Here is a 17021-nt window from a genome sequence, read left to right on the forward strand (position 1 = left end):
TGAATCGAATCAACTCAGTTGATCCTGATGGTAGCGTAGGACAGGGATGACAAGTCTACTTTCAGCTCGTCCGTGAAATGCATCTCATATGCATTCGCATCGTATCCCACGAACCGCACGCCTCTTGCCCGTAAGCTTCGAAACACGCGGCAAACTGCCGATATGAAGAGAGGTATAACGTTGAAATAGAGCTGTTTGTCAGGGTAGCCCTCTCGCCGTGCCTTCGAGAAAAATTCGCTGAAGCTGAGGTCAGCTTTCAATTGTCCCAGAAGCTTGCTTCTGTTCAAAGCACTCATTTTGCCTTCTAGAGCAGGTGAATTTTGACTGGGGTCGAGGCGAAACAGGAAATCTTCGGCCTTGTAGAGTTGGCGTCCGACATGTGCCTCGCCTACCAAGGTGTGGCTCGCGATCAAAAATTCGGCGCCGCTGAACCGATGGGGGCCTCCATCCTGCGCCATCGTATTGTTCCAGCTGGAGAACAGTTCGTGATCTCTGTGATGGATCGCATTTCTAAGCATTAAAATAAGCGCGGTGTCGGCATGATCAAAATAATTGAAAACCGCTCGATCTACGTCATAAACGCTGTGAAAAGCTTCTAGCTTCGCCTCGAATGCGCGATCGAGATTATCGATGGCTTCCTCTAGGTCTACTTTTTTTAGCTCGTTGAACCTGGCATTCGCTTCTGCGTAGATACGCATTGAATTGGCAAGCTTAGCGACGGCACGTTCAGTAATCTTCATCTTTGCTTCTGTGTTCATAGGCGGTCAGCTTGGGGAAAGGCAGCCCAGGCGCTCGACAGGCAATCGATCGCCTGCTCAGTATCCGAGTACGCACAACTATACCATCTGTACAGACACGGATGCAAAGGGCCAGGATTCAAAATGAAAAAGGAGTACAACCCACCCCTCGTGTTGGAGTTCGTGTGATGCCTTTGATACAAACGCCGGTTCTCAGAATTAGACCATTGCTAGCCCGTCGAAGGGTAAAGCGGGCTTCCGCCATTTTGCTTTTCAAGAAAGTCGAAACAACTGGCAGCGTCGGGATCGCTCATATCGATCCCGTATTCTTCTCCAAAGATCGCCAGAAAGAAGAACAGCCTCTTGTCTTCCGTGTAGACGAAGTCGAATTCGTGAAGGACCTCGTAGACATCGGAGTTCTCACGGAACAGTGCGTCATGCGCGTAGAGCCGGCGGCGGGAGTAACCCCACGTCGACGGTTGTTCACCGATCCTCACATACCGCCGGACGGGATCGAGCGCTTCCATCCCTAGAAGTTCCTGCCGCCACGGCCACCTCGCCAAAGACATCGATGCCCTGATGCCATGGCCTATGACGCCCGCATCAAAGCCTCACAATGAGCTCGTCAGATACTATTCGGTGAGCTCACATCCAGCCCTCAGCCAGCACTACCCAGTAGCGGAAACTGAAAAATCAATGGGGCGTGGACGGCGCATACGGCGCAGCGCACGTCTTGGTGCTCAGCAGGATTGGCACTGCCGCATGTCCGACACTACGTGCAGCACCTCCTCGATCCACTCCGCCGCGCCTTCGGAAAACCACATGAAGCTAAATTCCGTCGATGCACTCGAGCGCAGAAAAAAGGCAGGCCCTAATCAACCCGAGGACAAATACTCACAATTTCCGCGATGCGCCGGTTCTTCTTCTGGCCTAAACTCGCTTGCCAAATGGATTTTCGCACGAGTCAGGTTGTGGTAGTCACGATCGAAAGCGAATCCGATGATTGTTCAGGTGCCGGCGGTAAACGATGAGTTATTCTGCATTTTTTCTCGCCACGCACTGGGGACGCGCACACGGCGGTATCAACGTCTTCAATCAGGACCTTGCCAAGGCGGTAGCCGCGGAGCTGGGCTCGACCGGGTTGTGCCACTGTCTCGTGATGGGGCCGAGGGCAAGCTCGGTCGAGGATCAGGTTATTGTCGAAACAGGAGAGGAACTCGGGTGCCCGGAGGCCATCGCGAACCGTATCCACGCGGCACTTGCGGCTTCTAATAACTTACAGAACGACGTCATTGTAGTCGGACATGACGTGCATACAGGTTTCCTGGCAATCGATACCGTTGGCTATCTGAGGGGGCTTAAGCTTCCGACGGTCCGATCTGCTGTAATCAAGCATATGCATTACAAGCAGTACGACCTACAGAAAGGGCTTTCCCTCGAAGAGCGAGGGGAGAAGGAAGCTCGGCAGACTGAATTGGCTGATCGTGCGGACCTCGTCCTGGCGGTTGGGCCACTTCTCGCTGAGAGCTCTTATGGCGCAACTGGCAAAAAGCGCGTAAGCATGCTCATCCCCGGTGTGCCGCCGTTAGAGCCCGCCATGGAAAATAACGAACCGGCTTGGCAGATCTTTATGAGCGGCCGTCTCGGCCAGCAGGACGACCGGGTTAAGAACGCGCAGCTAGCAATTTCTGCGGTTGCCATTGCTTATCGAAAGGCGAAAGAGGTCCATCAGGGCAGGGATAGCCGTTTTCTAAATCGAGGTTGCTTGACGTTGTTCGGAGCTGGTCCCGAAGCAGCCGAGCCGGCAAACCTCTCTGAGTATGGCGAGCACATCTCACTCGATCCGGTTTCGTACACAGCTGATGCGGGACGTCTATTTAAGACACTCGCGAATTCTCATTTCGCCTTGATGCCATCTTGGCACGAGGGCTTTGGGCTTTCCGGTTGGGAAGCTCTCAGTCTCGGCGTACCACTGATCTGTTCCAGCCATTCCGGCCTCTTCCAGTTCTTGAAGGCCAACGTTTGGGGCGGAAATGTCGGTGTTAGCAGCGAGGGGGTGGTTGAAATTTCCCTCACGGGCGAAAAGGCCGTCGATGCTGAGACCATGAGCAAAGCTATCCTTGGCCTCACTGGGAACTATAGCCGACGCAAGCATGGTGCCATGGAACTCGCATCGTTCTTGAGAGCGCACTATACATGGTCAGCCTGCGCGAAAGCATTCGCGAGCGCGTGCGATTGGCCACTTGCGACATCAGTCGCATGGCAGGAAAGACAGGCAGTCGCCAAGATCACCCTGCAGGATCCTGAAACTGAAGACGGGCTCATACGCCAAGCGGAGGAAATCGTCGCGAACGGCTTGGTCTATGCCGAGTGGGAGCGCGTTTGTACCGCCCTCAACATACTTAGTGCGCGAGGAAAGATCGAACACGGAGTAGTCGGGCTTGAAGCTCTTGCATATCTCGACCAATTGTCGCTGACGCTTGATACAATGCTGGAAAGTCAACGGGGAGTGACCTTCTCCCTGCGCAGCTCGGGGGAACTGGATGTCATCTGGCGCTTCCTGGCGGCCGCGTCAAGCGTGTCGGGATCGATCAACGATTTTATCAATCTCGTAAGGCCTAATGTTTGGCGGCAGATTTGCAGCGATGGTTTCCTGCTACGGGAATTCTTTTTCTACCTCTGCAGATTTGACAACGACTTCCAGTCCCACGACTATGAGGTGACCACAAAAATCGAGGAGGTCATTCGACGGGGACTGGCGGATGGCGATTTTCAGACACGGCTTGCCCGGTTGGGCCTTAAGCATTCAGTTTTGCTAGACGTGTTGAGACAGAGCGATTACTACAGCCAGTTGCCTAGGTTCGCCGCCGTAATAACTGCCTTTCAGGCTCAGCAGCTGGATTTTGCAGAAGTCGAACCTGAGCACTTTGCTACGTTCCTGTGGCTAGCAAGCGAAAGCGCCCTTCAAGGGATATACTCCCCTGACTTCACGCTGGACTTCATCAGGGAGGCGCTCGGAACCGGTTCAATTCCTAGACGTTGGCGAGGCGATAAGCGCTTCCCGGTGGCGGCAATGCTGAGTGCCCTGCCGGTCGACAAAGCGCTTCGCGTGCTTGGGGCATTCTCAACCGATGAAGACGAGACTATTCGCTGGGCGTGCGTCGATGTAGCGTTCTCGCGCTCGTTTCGCTCGCGTGTCGAGGCTACGTATAAGAGCCGACCGTTCATAGCCGGTACGAACCTGACAACGCGTCTGGGCGAAATTATTGACTCCGCTGTACGCTACGATGGATCTCATCCGTGGCTTCAGCGCGAGTTCATTAGGCTCTATCACGAGGAGGTTAAGCAAGGTTGGCGCGGCGGCTTCACGCCTTTCACTTTGAATGACTTTCCGAGGTCGCGTGAGCTGCTGGGCGCGAGTTTTTATCGGACGACGGACAAAGCTCGACCGAAGCTGCACCCGGAAGTCGAAGATGTTCGAAAAGCCGCAGCTGCAGATGTGAGGCGAATCTTGCTCGTGCTACCGCCGATCGAGATCGCAGGTAGCGCCGAACGAAAAAATGCATCTCGCACCACCACGCCCCCGTTGGGCCTCGGTCTCATTGCGAGCGCGCTCAGTCGTGCCGGACATTTTGTCGAGATTGCCGACTGTCATCGCTTTCCATCACTGACCAAAGAGTTAGCGGATCGAGCGGGCGAGTTCGATTGGGTAGGGTTCAATGTTGTTTTGAGCACCGTAAAGTCCACTCAGCAAATCGTTGCCGACATCAAGGCTCGATCCCCCGATGTCATGATTGCCATAGGCGGACCGGCAGCAAATCTTGGCGTCTGGCAAACTTCGGTTTCAGGAGCAGGCCAAGCTGACTGGGATTTCATTGTCAGGGGAAATGCGGAGCAGAATTTCGTCGATCTGGTGGCTCTGACGGGTAGTGCAGGCGCGTGGCCGGAAATCGCCGACGTAATCGCAAATCCAAAGAATCAACGACTCTTAGACACCCACTGCGAGAAATGGCACTTTTATCCTAAAGCAATCGAGAACGCTTTGCCGGACGCCTGGGAACCGATTGCGATGCTCGACAGGCGCGTCTTCCGAGGTCCAGATGGCGCTTACGAGCCAGCGCCCACCCGCAAGAAGAATCGCACCTATAAAGAAGCGCACGTCGTCATGTCGCGAGGCTGCGAATGGAAGTGTACTTTTTGCACCGAACGCAGGAATCTAAGCGGGGGCGAAAGAAGGCGCTCCACCGGATCTGTACTGAGTGAACTGATGGCGTTGGCACAAGAGCATCAAGACCTGCGTATCCAGTTCATCGACGACAATCTTCTGCCCCAGATCGCCGCTCGACCTCCTGACAGTGAGCTTGCCGTGTTGCACGATCTCAAATGGGCAAAGGACTTCCTGGCGGGTCTTGTCGACGTTCGTGAAGGCGCGCCCTGCGGCTTTGGTTGGCGGGGCATCTTCCGCTTTGAGGATTTCATCGAATATGAGAAGCAGGTTCCCGACTTTATCGGCCAACTTGTTAGATCGGGCTGTAGCATGTTGGCCTTCGGGATCGAACATGGCAATGAGACGCAGCGGAAAAAGCTGAAAGCAAACAAGACTTCGACGGCACTCAGTAATGACGACATATGTGCATTGATTCTACGCCTCAAAGCCGCAGGAATTAAGACTAAAGGGTACTTCATCCTCGGTGGGCAACATGACAGCGCCGAGAGCGCCAACGAAACAATTGCGTTCGCTCTGCGGTCAGGTGTCAGCCTCGCTTATTTTGCGATCTACAAGGATTTTGTTGACGCGGCTTCGAAGCTCCGAAGCAGTCCCTTGACTGATCGTAGAGAAGTGGAAGCCTACCTCAGCTACAAGCAGCTCTCGCAAGATCTCGATGGTATTTTCTTACCTGCTGAGAACTCCCGCGACCCATCTCCTGCTGAAATGTCCGACAGCAGTGACCTTGCCCCGTTGAAATAATCCATTTTGAAGTAAGCTCTGGCCCATTGAGAGGACCAGGGAATGAAGCGCAATCGTTTCACAGACGAACAGATCATCGGCATTCTGAAGGAGCACGAGGCTGGCACGCCGGTCTCGGAGCTTTGCCGCAAGCACGGCGTCAGCGATGCCAGCATCTATAAATGGAAGGCCAAATTCGGCGGCATGGAGGTATCCGAAGCCAAGCGGCTGAAGACGCTGGAGGACGAGAACACGAAGCTGAAGCGGCTTCTGGCGGATGCCATGCTCGACAATGCCGCTTTGAAAGACCTTTTGGGAAAGAAGTGGTGACGCCCGCGGCCAAGCGGAAAGCTGTCGCGCATCTGATGATCCATCATGAGATGAGCGAACGGCGGGCGTGTAAAGCCATTGGTTTTTGCCGAATGACGATTCGTTACGAGACCAGGCGCGACGATGATCATGAGCTTCGCGAGCGAATGAAGGCGTTGGCGCATGAACGCCGCCGCTTTGGATATCGACGCATTCATGTGCTGCTGAGGCGGGAGGGTCACCTCGTGAACCACAAGAGGCTCTTCCGGCTCTATCGGGAGGAGAAACTGACGGTGCGCAAGCGCGGCGGTCGCAAGCGAGCGATAGGCACGCGAGCGCCGATGCTGGTGCCGATGGTGGCCAATGACCGTTGGTCGCTAGACTTCGTGTCGGATCAGTTCACCGATGGGCGCAGGCTGCGGATTCTGACCGTCGTCGATGATTGCACGAGGGAGTGCCTGGCGCTCGTCGCCGATACATCACTTTCCGGTCTTCGCGTCGCACGGGAGCTTGACCGGATTATCGAGGAGCGCGGCAAGCCGAGGATGATCGTCTCCGACAACGGCAGCGAGTTCACCAGCAACGCGATCCTGCAATGGGCGGACCGGACCAAGGTTGACTGGCATTACATTGCGCCTGGCAAGCCTATCCAGAACGCTTTTATCGAAAGCTTCAACGGGCGGCTGCGAGACGAGTTCTTGAATGAAACTCTGTTCTCGTCGCTCGCTCACGCCCGGTCTGCGCTTTCAAACTGGCGTAGCGATTACAACGATCAACGCCCGCATTCAGGCCTTGGCTGGCTGACACCGGCCGAATTCGCTCAGACACTCAACCCGCGACGTGATGCGGTGCTGCGCAGCCGAAATGGCTCCGCACCGCAACCCGCCGCTACCGAACCAACAACAGCAACCAAAAACCGCTGGAGCGAACGCAAAACTGGATAAAACTTGGGGGCAAGGTCAGCAGGTCTGCGATTTATCGCGATCTGCAGAAGCTTGGCTTCAGCTTTGCTGATATTGTAAAGTACAACGACTATCATAGTGACGAAGGGCCGGCCGCGCCTTTGATGGTGCGGAATGCTTTTCAGGACAAGGAGGCGTATTTCGACACCTTAAAGAACGCATATCTCAGCTTTTATCTGAGAAAGGACTTTGTCTCGGAGTATGAGAGCCTCGTTGCGAACGGCTACTAGAGCCCTGCTCGGACGTCAGGTCAGGTGTTCCGGCACCTTATCCTTACTCTCGTTTGGGGCTTCGGCAAAGGCCGTCCGGTGATATATTGGTCTATGAGAATGCTACGACGGCAACGGCTTGGGTTCCAAAGTTGGCAGGTGCGACGGACCGGATGCCGTCGCAGCTATTATAGTCCACATATGGTGTTCATTTTTAGGAGAAACTTCTTTCGAAGATCTACAGAGTGCGGGCCGGCCAAGGTTGCCAGATATCGATCAAACTCCGCTTCCAATTCTGTGTGGAATAGTGTGCGGTTCACAGTGATTTGACCATTATCGAAGCGCATTATTGGGCCGCTGACCCCGACCGTCATCTTTTCGGTCGCCCGCTGTGATGGAGTGCGCATCGCCCTTGGCTATAGAACTCGTCAGCCTTCTTCGTCGCCACCATGCCAGCGCCGAGACAATTGATAAATGGCTGCCAGTTGCTCAGGAACTCTCTAAACAGCCGACCGCTTTGACGTGTATGGTTGGTCATGCCCTCACGGAAACCTTGAATTGTTTCGAGAACGAGGCAATCCAGGGCGAGGATCGCAAAGCCATATGTTTGCTGGTGGTTAGATTTATCGACATCGATCAGGGTCTGCGCTGGCTTGATAAATCGGCCCTGTATGCGATCCCTTAGGACATCGACTGCTTTCAGCCACTCCTCCTGTTTCGGATTGTCGGGATCCAGTTCGAGGCCGCGCCAGAACGCGACCGTGTACTTCGGACTGATCTGCAGGCTACGGCTCTTTGTTGTCTCGCTCGTTCGCTTAGCTTTCAAGAAATCGCGATACTGGACCCCAACACGGAGAAGTCGTTGGGCCGGATCTGCTTTCGTAAGCATCCGGTGATTGCCGCACCTGGCGCTGATGGTGTGTAGGTTCAGCGGTCTGACTGAAGTGCCCCGACGGCTCTTGCCGCCTTGTCGCAGCGCTCTGAAAGTTCTGGGTATGAGAGCCCCATGTGCTCGGTCGCGATCTTGAAGAGATACTGCGCGATGGCATCAACTGAGGCGGTTTGATTGGCCAGCATGCCATAGACGGTATCGGCATAGGCATCATATTCGTCTTGCGCTTCAGGAATGTCCGACACCCCGATGGGGTCCCACTCGGTGAGCAATATTTTCCGAATGATAGCTCGGTTGGCTTTGCGATCCATCGTTGATCCTATGCCGCAACGGCTGCTGTTTGCGTCGGTTTCCAGTTCCACGGCAGCAATTGCTCCAGCCTGCTGATCGGCGTGTCGGCAATGTTGGCGAGAACGTCGGCGAGCCAAGCCTGTGGGTCGATGTCATTGAGCTTGGCGGTTTATGCCGACCGGCGAACTATGCCGATTAATCAACTTTTTGCCAACGTTTCCAGCACCATAGCGGCCGCCTAGTCGGCATAGCTTAGGGTCTCTCCGTCGCAATTGTCGCGAAGGAGAGGACACATGAACGCAACTGACTATTTGAATCGCAGCGCCCTATACCGGAAGCTGGTCTACGGTCCGTATCGGGAGTTTGCGGGCGTTTACGCCGCCAAAATGTCGAACGAAGGTTTGGGGCGGCAATGCACGTGGCGGTCGCTGAGCCTGTTTCGGGATCTGATGGACTGGCATGTTGGCAATGGACATGCTCCGCAGGATTTGAATGAGGTTCACGCCGACCGCTTTCTTGAGCATCGTTTCAAACACTGGAAGCCCGACTCGGGCGATCGATCGGCGCTCCGCCGCTTGCTTTTGGCGTTACGGGAGAAAGGCTTAATACCAGCCGCGCTTCCGATTCAGCGCAGTGAGCACGAGATGATCGTCGATGTATTCGGGCAATATCTCTCGAATGAGAGAGGGCTCGCCGCCGCGACAGTGGGGAGCCACAAGCTTCTGTCGCTTCGATTTCTCCGGGAGGTGTGTCCTTTCGGCGCAGACGAGTTTGCAGCGCTCACCCCGGAGATCGTTATCGGTTATGTCGAGCGACATGCGCTCGACGGTTCCGCCGACAGTGGCAAAGCCATGTGCGGGGTTGTGCGTGCTTTCCTGCGCTATTTGCATCTGAAGGGCTTCATCTCGACGCCGCTCGCTGACTGTGTGCCGTCCATCCGCCGCTGGCGACTTGCCGGCCTTCCAACCTTCCTGCCGCCCGAGAAAGTCCAGAAGGTTCTCGATGCCTGCGATCGGACGACGGCAATGGGTCGTCGGGACTATGCGGTTCTGATGATCCTCGCCAAGCTCGGTTTGCGCGCCAGCGAAGTGGCCACCCTCAATCTTGACGATATCGACTGGCAGTCGGGCACGATCCTCGTACACGGAAAGGGACGACGACAAGCGACTATGCCGCTGCGTCACGACGTCGGAACAGCGATCGTCGCTTATATCCGGCATGGGCGCCCAGCTTCGGCATGTCGGCGAGTCTTCTTGCGAACACTTGCGCCGCATGTGGGCTTTGCCTCCGGCTGCGCCATCACGATGATCGCGAAGCAGGCACTCGAACGGGCAGGCATTGACGGCTATGCGCATCACGGTGCCCATCTTTTCCGCCACAGCCTTGCGACCGACCTTTTGCGGTCGGGCGCCAGCTTTGCCGAGATCGGTCAACTGCTCCGCCATCGAAGCATCGACAGTACAAGAATCTATGCAAAGCTCGATATTGAGAAGCTGCGGGAACTGAGCCTACCCTGGCCGGGAGGTGTCCAATGAGCCGGCTTCGCACCGCGCTTGAGCGCTACATCGGCATGCGCCAAGGGCTGGGATACGAATATGACGGTCCGGCAAAACGATTGTCGGAGTTCGTCGCTTTCATGGAAGCCCGCGGCGCCGAGACCATCACGGCGGACCTGGCAATGGAGTGGGTCACCTCGATGGGCCGGCAGCCGAGTTGGTCAATCCGACTGGCTGATGTGCGCTGCTTTGCCCAGCACCTCAGTCATTTCGATCCTTTGACGGAAGTGCCACCGAGCGACGCTGTGGCGCCGGCACGGCGGACAAAACCCTACATCTATAGTGAGGTCGAGATTCAGGCACTTCTGGCGGCAGCACTGTCGTTGCCGCCGGCCAACGCCCTGCGGCGCTGGACATATCACTGCCTGTTCGGGCTGATAGCGGTCGCCGGACTGCGCCATTCCGAAGCGCTCAGCCTGCTCCGGGCCGATGTAGATCTCGACCAGGGCGTCCTCACCATCCGAGAGACAAAGTTTGGCAAGTCACGGCTGGTGCCGCTGCATGCCACGACAATTGCTGTCCTTTCAGGCTATGCCGCCCGACGCGATGCACACCTTGGTACGCCGCGTAGTCCCTATTTCTTCGTCGCCGAACAGGGCGGCAGATTGCTGCATCAATACGTGCACCGCGTGTTCTGGCGACTATCTCGGCAAATCGGATTACGGCAGGAGGGGAAACGAGATGGCCCACGGATTCATGATCTTCGTCACCGTTTCGCCGTCCAGACCCTGATCAACTGGCATCGCGCCGGCGAAGATGTGGAACGCGAGCTGCCGGTTCTCTCGACCTTCCTCGGCCATGCGAATGTTCGCGACACCTATTGGTATCTGTCCGCCACGCCGGAACTGATGAACCATGCCGTACGGCGATTGAATAAGCGCTGGGAGGTACGGTCATGAGACGCACGAAAGACCTGGCCGTGCTGATCGAGCGGTGGTTCACAGATCGGCTCATGAAGCATCGAGGTGTAAGTTCTAACACCATCGCCTCCTATCGCGACACCTTCAGGCTCCTGTTTGCGTTCGCACAGACGCGCCTTGGGAGATCCCCATCGGAGTTGACGCTGCGGGATTTGGACGCTCCCTTCATCGGCGCATTCCTGGAGGATCTTGAGACGAAGAGATCCGCCTCGGTGCGGACCCGGAATCTCCGCCTTACAGCCATCCGCTCTTTCTTCCGATATGCGGCGTTCGAGGAGCCGGCACATAGCGCCCACATTCAGCGTGTGCTCGCGATCCCCAGCAAGCGATGTGACAAGCGGCAGCTTCAGTTTCTAACTAGGCCCGAGATTGAAGCGATCCTGGACTGCACGGATCGAAGCACGTGGCTGGGACGCCGCGACTACACTCTGCTGTTACTGGCCGCCCAAACGGGGCTGCGGGTCTCGGAGATCATCGACCTTGACCGAGATTCGGTAATGCTCGGCCGCGGTGCGCATGTGCAATGCATCGGCAAGGGCCGCAAAGAGCGAAGTACGCCGCTCACAAAGGTTGCACAGCAAGCCCTCCGTTATTGGCTCAAGGAACCAGGGAAGCGAGGCTCAACAGCCCTCTTTCCGAATACGCACGGTGGCAGGCTCAGCGCCGACGGCGTGCAGGCACTGCTGAACAAATATGTCGCCAAAGCACGTGAGCACTGCGTCTCCCTTCGCTCAAAGCGGGTGTCGCCCCATGTCTTGCGGCACTCTGCTGCCATGGAGTTGCTGCAGGCGGGCGTCGACTGCTCCGTCATTGCCCTGTGGTTGGGCCATGAAGCGATGGAAACGACGTTGACCTATCTTCATGCGCATCTCGAACTGAAGGAATCTGCACTCGCAAAGCTGAAGCCGTACGAAGGCGCCAAGGCCGAGCGATTTCGACCAAGCGACCGGCTTCTGGAATTCCTGAACACCCTCTGAGCATGAGAACTATGCCGAGTGCCAAACAACGGCGACCCGCCAAACTGGCTCGGAACGCACGGTTTGCCGTTCCTGCCAGAAGACGCACTCGGCATAGTTCGCCGGTCGGCATAAACTGCCTTATGCCGCGCGCGGCATAATGCCGTCATGATCAGCGTGGCCATGAAGGCGGCACGATCAGCGCCACGATCCGATCCGGCGAAGAGCCATGACTTTCTTCCGAGAGCAAAGCCTCTGAGCGCGCGTTCGGCGGCATTATTCGTCAGGCAAATCCGGCCGTCTTCGAGGAAGGCCGTGAAGCCGTTCCAGCGCTTCAACATGTAGTCGATCGGCTCAGAGACAGGAGAACTGCGCGACAGCTTTGCCCGCTCAGTTTGGAGCCAGTCATGCAGTTCTTCGACGAGCGGCTGGCTGTCTTTGCGGCGGCGCTCCTGGCGCTGCTCGGGGCTAAGACCGTTGATCTCCCGTTCGATATCGAACAGGGCATCGATCCGTTTGACGGCCTCCAATGCCATCGGTGAGATCGGTCCGGCTTTGCTGCCACGTTTGGCGTTCGTGGCAATGTCGGCCAGCACGAAGAACTTGCGGCGCGAATGTGCCCAGCAGAGTGCTTGGCGCAGAGGCGCGGGATCGCGATCTGCTTTGAACAGCGGGTTATAGCCGCCATAGGCATCCGCCTGCAGAATGCCGGTGAAGGTCTTCAGATGTCGCTCTGGATGCTCCTGCCGCCGATCCCGAGAGGAATAGTAGAGGGCGGCGGGCGGTGACTGTCCGCCGAACGGCCGATCGTCCGGAACGTAGGTCCAGATGCGGCCGGTATCGGTCTTTCCCTTCGCCAGGATCGGCACGGTCGTGTCGTCGCCATGCAGCCGCTCGGCCGCCAGGACATGGGCCTCGATCAACGAATGGATGGGCTTCAGGGCTGCGGCACACGCGCCGACCTGATCGGCAAGCGTCGACAGGCTGAGATCGATCCCCTCTCGGGCATAGCGCTCGCTTTGGCGATTGAGCGGCTGATGCTGCGCGAACTTCTCAAACAGGATCATCGCCAGAAGGTTCGGGCCGGCAAAGCCGCGGGGTGTCACATGGAAGGGTGCTGGCGGCTGCGTGATCTTCTCGCACTCGCGGCAGGTGAACTTCTACCGCACCGTCTGGATAACCTTCCACTGACGCGGAATGACCTCCAGGGTCTCGGTGATATCCTCGCCGAGCTTCGACAGCTTGGCCGATCCACAGCATGGGCAACTGGATGGGGCGGCAATAACGACGCGCTCGCGCGGCAGGTGTTCAGGAAAGGGCTTGCGTGACGGACGCTTGCGCTCGAAGGCCCTGACGGTCGAGCTTTTGGCAACCATCTCTGCCGCGAGTTCGTCTTCGCCGGCATCAGCTTCGAGTTCTTCGAGTTGCAGTTCCATCTGTTCGAGAAGCCGCGCCTTGCGCTCAGAGCGGCTGCCGTAAAGCTCTCGGCGGACCTTCTCGATCTCCAGCTTCAGCCGCGCGATCAGCGCCTCGGAATGTGACACGAGCGCTTTTGCGCTGGCAGCTTCCGCCTTGGCTGTCGCCGCTTCCACCTCGGCAGCAACACGCAGCGCTCGCTCTTCGGCCAGCAGTGCGAGCGCACTGGCAAGGTCATCTGGAAGCTGGTCGACAGGGCTGTTCATGGCGAGATGGAATCATATTCGCCCCCGCTATTCCAGTATTTTTGCTCATCCGACCGAGGTTGGTCGCAGGTCTTTTGCGGCATCCGCCAGTCGATACCTTCCAGCAAATAACCGAGCTGCCCAGGCGTAATCACGACCGTTCCATCGGCCGCCGACGGCCATATGAAACGTCCACGTTCCAACTTCTTGTACCTCACAACAGAATGCAGCCACTGCCAACGCAGATACGCAGTTAGTGCGGGTAACGCATCCGTTTCATCCTTTATTCCCACGACAGTTGCCGTGCATCGGCAAGCGCTACAACCGGCATGGTGAACGCCTTTTGCTGCAGACCGAGGACGCCACTGTTTGGTCGGTTCCTCCGCAATGGACTGATCTTGTGAGCCTGGATCCCGAAGTCGTCATGAGCAACGGACGATTGCTCTTGCGGATTGTCGACTTAATGGAGTTGGCCACTCTGGTGGAGCGCCTTTCGAGCAAATCGAGCCCGCGCTGACGCGCTGAAGTGTAAAGGTAAATATGTCGCATCTGTAAAGTGGATTATGCCGCAAGAGGTCGTTTTTATGAGATGGTACGCCTGCAAATACGAGATATCGCGTCAGATAGACCATAAACATCGCCTTGACGAGGTAGCAGAATGCGGCATAATTAGCATTACGCTAACGCCGCTTCATGTCCTCGGAGCCATTGATGTCTGCGAAGTACGAGAGCAAGCGCACAAAGATGGATGTCCTCATCGAAGAGGGCACGTTCAATCCCACCCCCGAGAAGGTGCGCGATCCAAAGTTTCGGGGCAGCGAGTTCTTCGATCCGCACGACGCCGTGCAGGTCAAATACGAGATGCTGCGTCGCGTGTCCATCGACAAGGTGTCGGTGACGGAGGCCTCCGACGAGTACGGTGTTTCCAGGCCAACCTATTACCAGGCCAAGGTGAACTTCGACATGGCCGGGATTGCCGGACTGGTGCCGACAAAGCCGGGCCCCCGCGGTCCCCACAAGATCGACGACAAAGTCCTGGCATTTCTGCAGGCGCAGACCGCCCCAGGAGAACCCGTTCGCGCCCGGGAACTGGCCAAGCTGCTCCGCCAGGAACTCGATATCGAGCTTCATCCCAGATCGATCGAGCGGGTTCTAAAAAAAGCGACACGTAAACATTGCCGCGACGGCGGCATGCCCGACCCAACCGTCGACCATCGCGTCCCAGTACGAGGTATTGCGCAAGGCCGCCTTCGGCGCAGCGCTGCCACTTATGGCCCGTAGCGGCCTGATGCTCTTTCTGCGCCGGGGCATGTGGGGATGGGCTCAGGCGCTGACCGCAACAGCAGTCACCCCGCCAGAGCAGAATTACCCATCGTCAATGGCTTGGCCGCTGCGCGGCGGACACAGCGCCGTCGTTCACGTCCTTGCGACAATCGCTATGAGCACCAACGATCGGAGGTCACCATGAATGTACATCTCAAAGTCCAGCCTCATCACCTCGAACGTGGCGCCTACCTCTACATCCGCCAGTCTTCCATGCGGCAAGTCGTCGAGAACGTCGAGAGCGCCAGGCGGCAATATGCGCTTCGGGGACGCGCTGTCGCCCTCGGCTGGCGCGACGAGCAGATTATCGTCATCGACAACGATCAAGGAGAGTCCGGTGCATCGGCGGTGTGGCGCGAGGGGTTTCAGCGGCTGGTCAGCGACGTCGGCATGGGACATGCCGGGATCGTCATGGGCCTGGAGGTCTCGCGTCTGGCGCGCAACAATGCCGACTGGCAGCGTCTGCTGGAGATTTGCGCCCTTGCCGACACCCTGATCCTCGACGAGGACGGCGTCTATGATCCGGCAAGTTTCAACGACCGGCTCCTGCTCGGCCTCAAGGGAACAATGAGTGAGGCCGAACTGCATGTGATCAAAGCCCGGCTACGCGGCGGCATTCTCAACAAGGTGCGGCGCGGCGAGTTTCGTTGCCTCCTGCCGACTGGGTTGGTCTATGACCATTTCGGCAATGTGACGCTCGATCCAGACATGCAAGTCAGAGAAACGATCATTCATTTCTTTGAGATGTTCTCTCGCCTCGGGTCCGCCTCCCAGACCGTCAAGGTCTTTCGCAATGAAGGCCTATTGTTTCCATCGCGCCTACACAACGGCGGCACGCTGTTTCGGCCGCTGACCGCATCGACGGCGATGCGTGTCCTGAACAATCCGCGCTACGCTGGCGCCTATACCTATGGCCGACGACAGTTTCGACGCACCATCGACGGCAAAAAGACTCTGCGTGCGCGCGACATTGATGACTGGCCGGCCTGCATTCCCGATGCTCATCCCGGCTATATCAGCTGGGAGCGACATCAGGAGAATCTGAAGATCCTCAAGGCGAATGGCCGTGGATTTGAAGCGGCACGAGCTTCAATCCCAAGGGAGGGACCGGCACTGCTGCAAGGCCGGGCCGTATGTGGGCAGTGCGGCAGCCATCTTAGGGTTCGCTATGCGGCGCGGCGTGGCCGGCAGGAAGCCTGGTACATTTGTAATCGTGCCCGCATTTATCGTGGGGAGCCTATGTGTCAGTCGATCGCCGGGCCTCCCGTCGATGAAGCCATCGGTATGCTGATTGCCGAGCAAATGACGCCGGCGGCCGTCGAACTCGCTCTCGAAGTCCGCAAGGAGATCCAAGCCCGGCATGAAGAAGCAGACCGGCTGCGCTGTCGCGCAATCGAACGCGCCCAAACGGAAGCCGAGCTCGCTCAGCGCCGCTTCATGCTTGTCGATCCTAGTAACCGCCTCGTCGCCGACACGCTCGAAGGTGAATGGAACGAGAAGCTTCGCACGCTGGCCAGTGCCCGCGAAGAGCGCGAACGTGGCCGAGAGCACGATCAATTCATCCTCGATAAAGCTGTCCACGAACGGTTAGTCGCGATGACGGCCGACTTCAACCAGCTCTGGAAAGAGCCGGATACCCTAAGCCGCGAACGCAAGCGATTACTGGCCCACATCATTGAGGATGTCACTCTCTTAAAGCTGCCAGCGGAAGGAACCACCAAGCTTCACGTTCGCTTCAAGGGCGGCAAAATCCAGACGCTCACCACCATGAACCCAAAATCCTCTCCTCAGCAGATCAAGACAAAGCCCAGTATCATTGAACTGGTCGATAGGCTTCTCGACGATTACATTTATCCCGAGATCGCCGAGATTCTAAACGAGCAGGGACATCGCCCAGGTGGAACCGCACGTCGCGGCTGCCAGGACGCCCGCTTTACACCCCTCAAAGTCGCCTATCTCATCCACGAATATAAGCTGCGATCACGATATGATCGACTGCGACAGCGGGGAATGCTGACAAGACAGGAAGCGGCAGCGCATCTCAATATCAGCGAGCAAACCGTCGCCAGATGGGCCAAATTTGGCCTCATCACCAGACATGCCTATAACGGGCACTATAGCCTGTACGAAATCGCCGATGGAGACCTGCCGCAAAAGCAATGCAGCCGATGGAACCCCTCAAGAATCGCGCTGCTGCGTATCGAGAAACGCAAACTGAGCCAAAAACATCAACTGGCGAGGAAAGAGGTGTAGTATG

11 protein-coding genes and 3 pseudogenes are annotated in these 17021 nt (G+C 57.1%); 7 read left to right on the top strand and 7 right to left on the bottom strand.

From position 1 onward, the window contains the following. Positions 1-14: 14 nt before the first annotated feature. Complete coding sequence (locus MF410_RS00960; protein ID WP_096772333.1) at positions 15-740, bottom strand: hypothetical protein; 726 nt, start codon at positions 738-740, stop codon at positions 15-17. 227 nt (positions 741-967) lie between these two features. After that, complete coding sequence (locus MF410_RS00965) at positions 968-1264, bottom strand: hypothetical protein (RefSeq protein WP_096772334.1); 297 nt, start codon at positions 1262-1264, stop codon at positions 968-970. Between the two features lie 500 nt (positions 1265-1764). On the opposite strand from MF410_RS00965, the gene MF410_RS00970 reads away from it, so the two are divergent. Both MF410_RS00970 and MF410_RS00975 read left to right on the top strand, forming a co-directional pair. Next, positions 1765-5706, top strand: coding sequence for a cobalamin-dependent protein (locus tag MF410_RS00970; RefSeq protein WP_096772335.1), 3942 nt, complete (start codon positions 1765-1767; stop codon positions 5704-5706). Between the two features lie 42 nt (positions 5707-5748). Continuing rightward, a protein-coding gene (locus MF410_RS00975) for an IS3-like element ISRle4 family transposase (protein ID WP_096772380.1) occupies positions 5749-6938 on the top strand; the annotation gives its coding sequence in 2 pieces (ribosomal slippage) (positions 5749-5998 and positions 5998-6938; 1191 coding nt in all). Between the two features lie 597 nt (positions 6939-7535). Here the strand turns inward: MF410_RS00975 and MF410_RS00980 are convergent. The 3 genes and pseudogenes from MF410_RS00980 to MF410_RS00990 form a co-directional block, all read right to left on the bottom strand. Next, positions 7536-8054, bottom strand: a complete 519-nt coding sequence (locus MF410_RS00980; protein ID WP_096772377.1) for a hypothetical protein — start codon at positions 8052-8054, stop codon at positions 7536-7538. Positions 8055-8092: 38 nt separating this feature from the next. Further along, entirely contained in the window at positions 8093-8419 is a 327-nt protein-coding gene (locus MF410_RS00985; RefSeq protein WP_239619762.1) for a hypothetical protein, read from the bottom strand. Beyond that, a pseudogene (locus MF410_RS00990) lies at positions 8377-8517 on the bottom strand (transposase domain-containing protein); the annotation flags it as partial. The pseudogene MF410_RS00990 and the gene MF410_RS00985, both read right to left, overlap by 43 nt. A gap of 124 nt (positions 8518-8641) precedes the next feature. Between MF410_RS00990 and MF410_RS00995 the strand changes: the two are divergent. From MF410_RS00995 to MF410_RS01005, 3 genes are read left to right on the top strand one after another with little or no spacing between them, the layout of a single operon-like run. Beyond that, a complete protein-coding gene (locus tag MF410_RS00995) occupies positions 8642-9883 on the top strand; it encodes a site-specific integrase (protein WP_096772357.1) in 1242 nt (413 codons plus the stop codon). Further along, positions 9880-10803, top strand: coding sequence for a tyrosine-type recombinase/integrase (locus MF410_RS01000; RefSeq protein WP_239619763.1), 924 nt, complete (start codon positions 9880-9882; stop codon positions 10801-10803). Before MF410_RS00995 ends, MF410_RS01000 begins: the two co-directional genes overlap by 4 nt. Next, positions 10800-11801: a tyrosine-type recombinase/integrase gene (locus MF410_RS01005; protein WP_096772358.1), complete on the top strand. Its 1002-nt coding sequence runs from the start codon at positions 10800-10802 to the stop codon at positions 11799-11801. Before MF410_RS01000 ends, MF410_RS01005 begins: the two co-directional genes overlap by 4 nt. 140 nt (positions 11802-11941) lie before the next feature. On the opposite strand, the pseudogene MF410_RS01010 reads toward MF410_RS01005, so the two are convergent. Next, a pseudogene (locus tag MF410_RS01010) lies at positions 11942-13462 on the bottom strand (IS66 family transposase); the annotation flags it as partial. After that, positions 13459-13650: pseudogene (gene tnpB / locus MF410_RS01015) on the bottom strand (IS66 family insertion sequence element accessory protein TnpB); the annotation flags it as partial. The pseudogenes tnpB and MF410_RS01010, both read right to left, overlap by 4 nt. A gap of 502 nt (positions 13651-14152) precedes the next feature. On the opposite strand from tnpB, the gene MF410_RS01020 reads away from it, so the two are divergent. After that, positions 14153-14722: a helix-turn-helix domain-containing protein gene (locus MF410_RS01020; RefSeq protein ID WP_239619764.1), complete on the top strand. Its 570-nt coding sequence runs from the start codon at positions 14153-14155 to the stop codon at positions 14720-14722. Positions 14723-14905: 183 nt separating this feature from the next. Then, positions 14906-17017 carry a recombinase family protein gene (locus MF410_RS01025; RefSeq protein ID WP_239619765.1) on the top strand — a complete coding sequence of 704 codons (2112 nt, stop codon included), beginning with the start codon at positions 14906-14908 and terminating at the stop codon, positions 17015-17017. The last annotated feature ends 4 nt before the right edge of the window (positions 17018-17021 follow it).

It is taken from the genome of Rhizobium sp. C104 (genome assembly GCF_022354505.1).
Lineage (GTDB): Bacteria > Pseudomonadota > Alphaproteobacteria > Rhizobiales > Rhizobiaceae > Rhizobium > Rhizobium redzepovicii.

Coding starts and splice junctions, on each gene's coding strand:
- MF410_RS00970 (WP_096772335.1), top strand. CDS start 1,765: ATGAGTTATTCTGCATTTTTTCTCGCCACGCACTGGGGACGCGCACAC.
- MF410_RS01000 (WP_239619763.1), top strand. CDS start 9,880: ATGAGCCGGCTTCGCACCGCGCTTGAGCGCTACATCGGCATGCGCCAA.
- MF410_RS00960 (WP_096772333.1), bottom strand. CDS start 740: ATGAAGATTACTGAACGTGCCGTCGCTAAGCTTGCCAATTCAATGCGT.
- MF410_RS01025 (WP_239619765.1), top strand. CDS start 14,906: ATGAATGTACATCTCAAAGTCCAGCCTCATCACCTCGAACGTGGCGCC.
- MF410_RS01020 (WP_239619764.1), top strand. CDS start 14,153: ATGTCTGCGAAGTACGAGAGCAAGCGCACAAAGATGGATGTCCTCATC.
- MF410_RS00980 (WP_096772377.1), bottom strand. CDS start 8,054: ATGCTTACGAAAGCAGATCCGGCCCAACGACTTCTCCGTGTTGGGGTC.
- MF410_RS00995 (WP_096772357.1), top strand. CDS start 8,642: ATGAACGCAACTGACTATTTGAATCGCAGCGCCCTATACCGGAAGCTG.
- MF410_RS01005 (WP_096772358.1), top strand. CDS start 10,800: ATGAGACGCACGAAAGACCTGGCCGTGCTGATCGAGCGGTGGTTCACA.
- MF410_RS00965 (WP_096772334.1), bottom strand. CDS start 1,264: ATGGAAGCGCTCGATCCCGTCCGGCGGTATGTGAGGATCGGTGAACAA.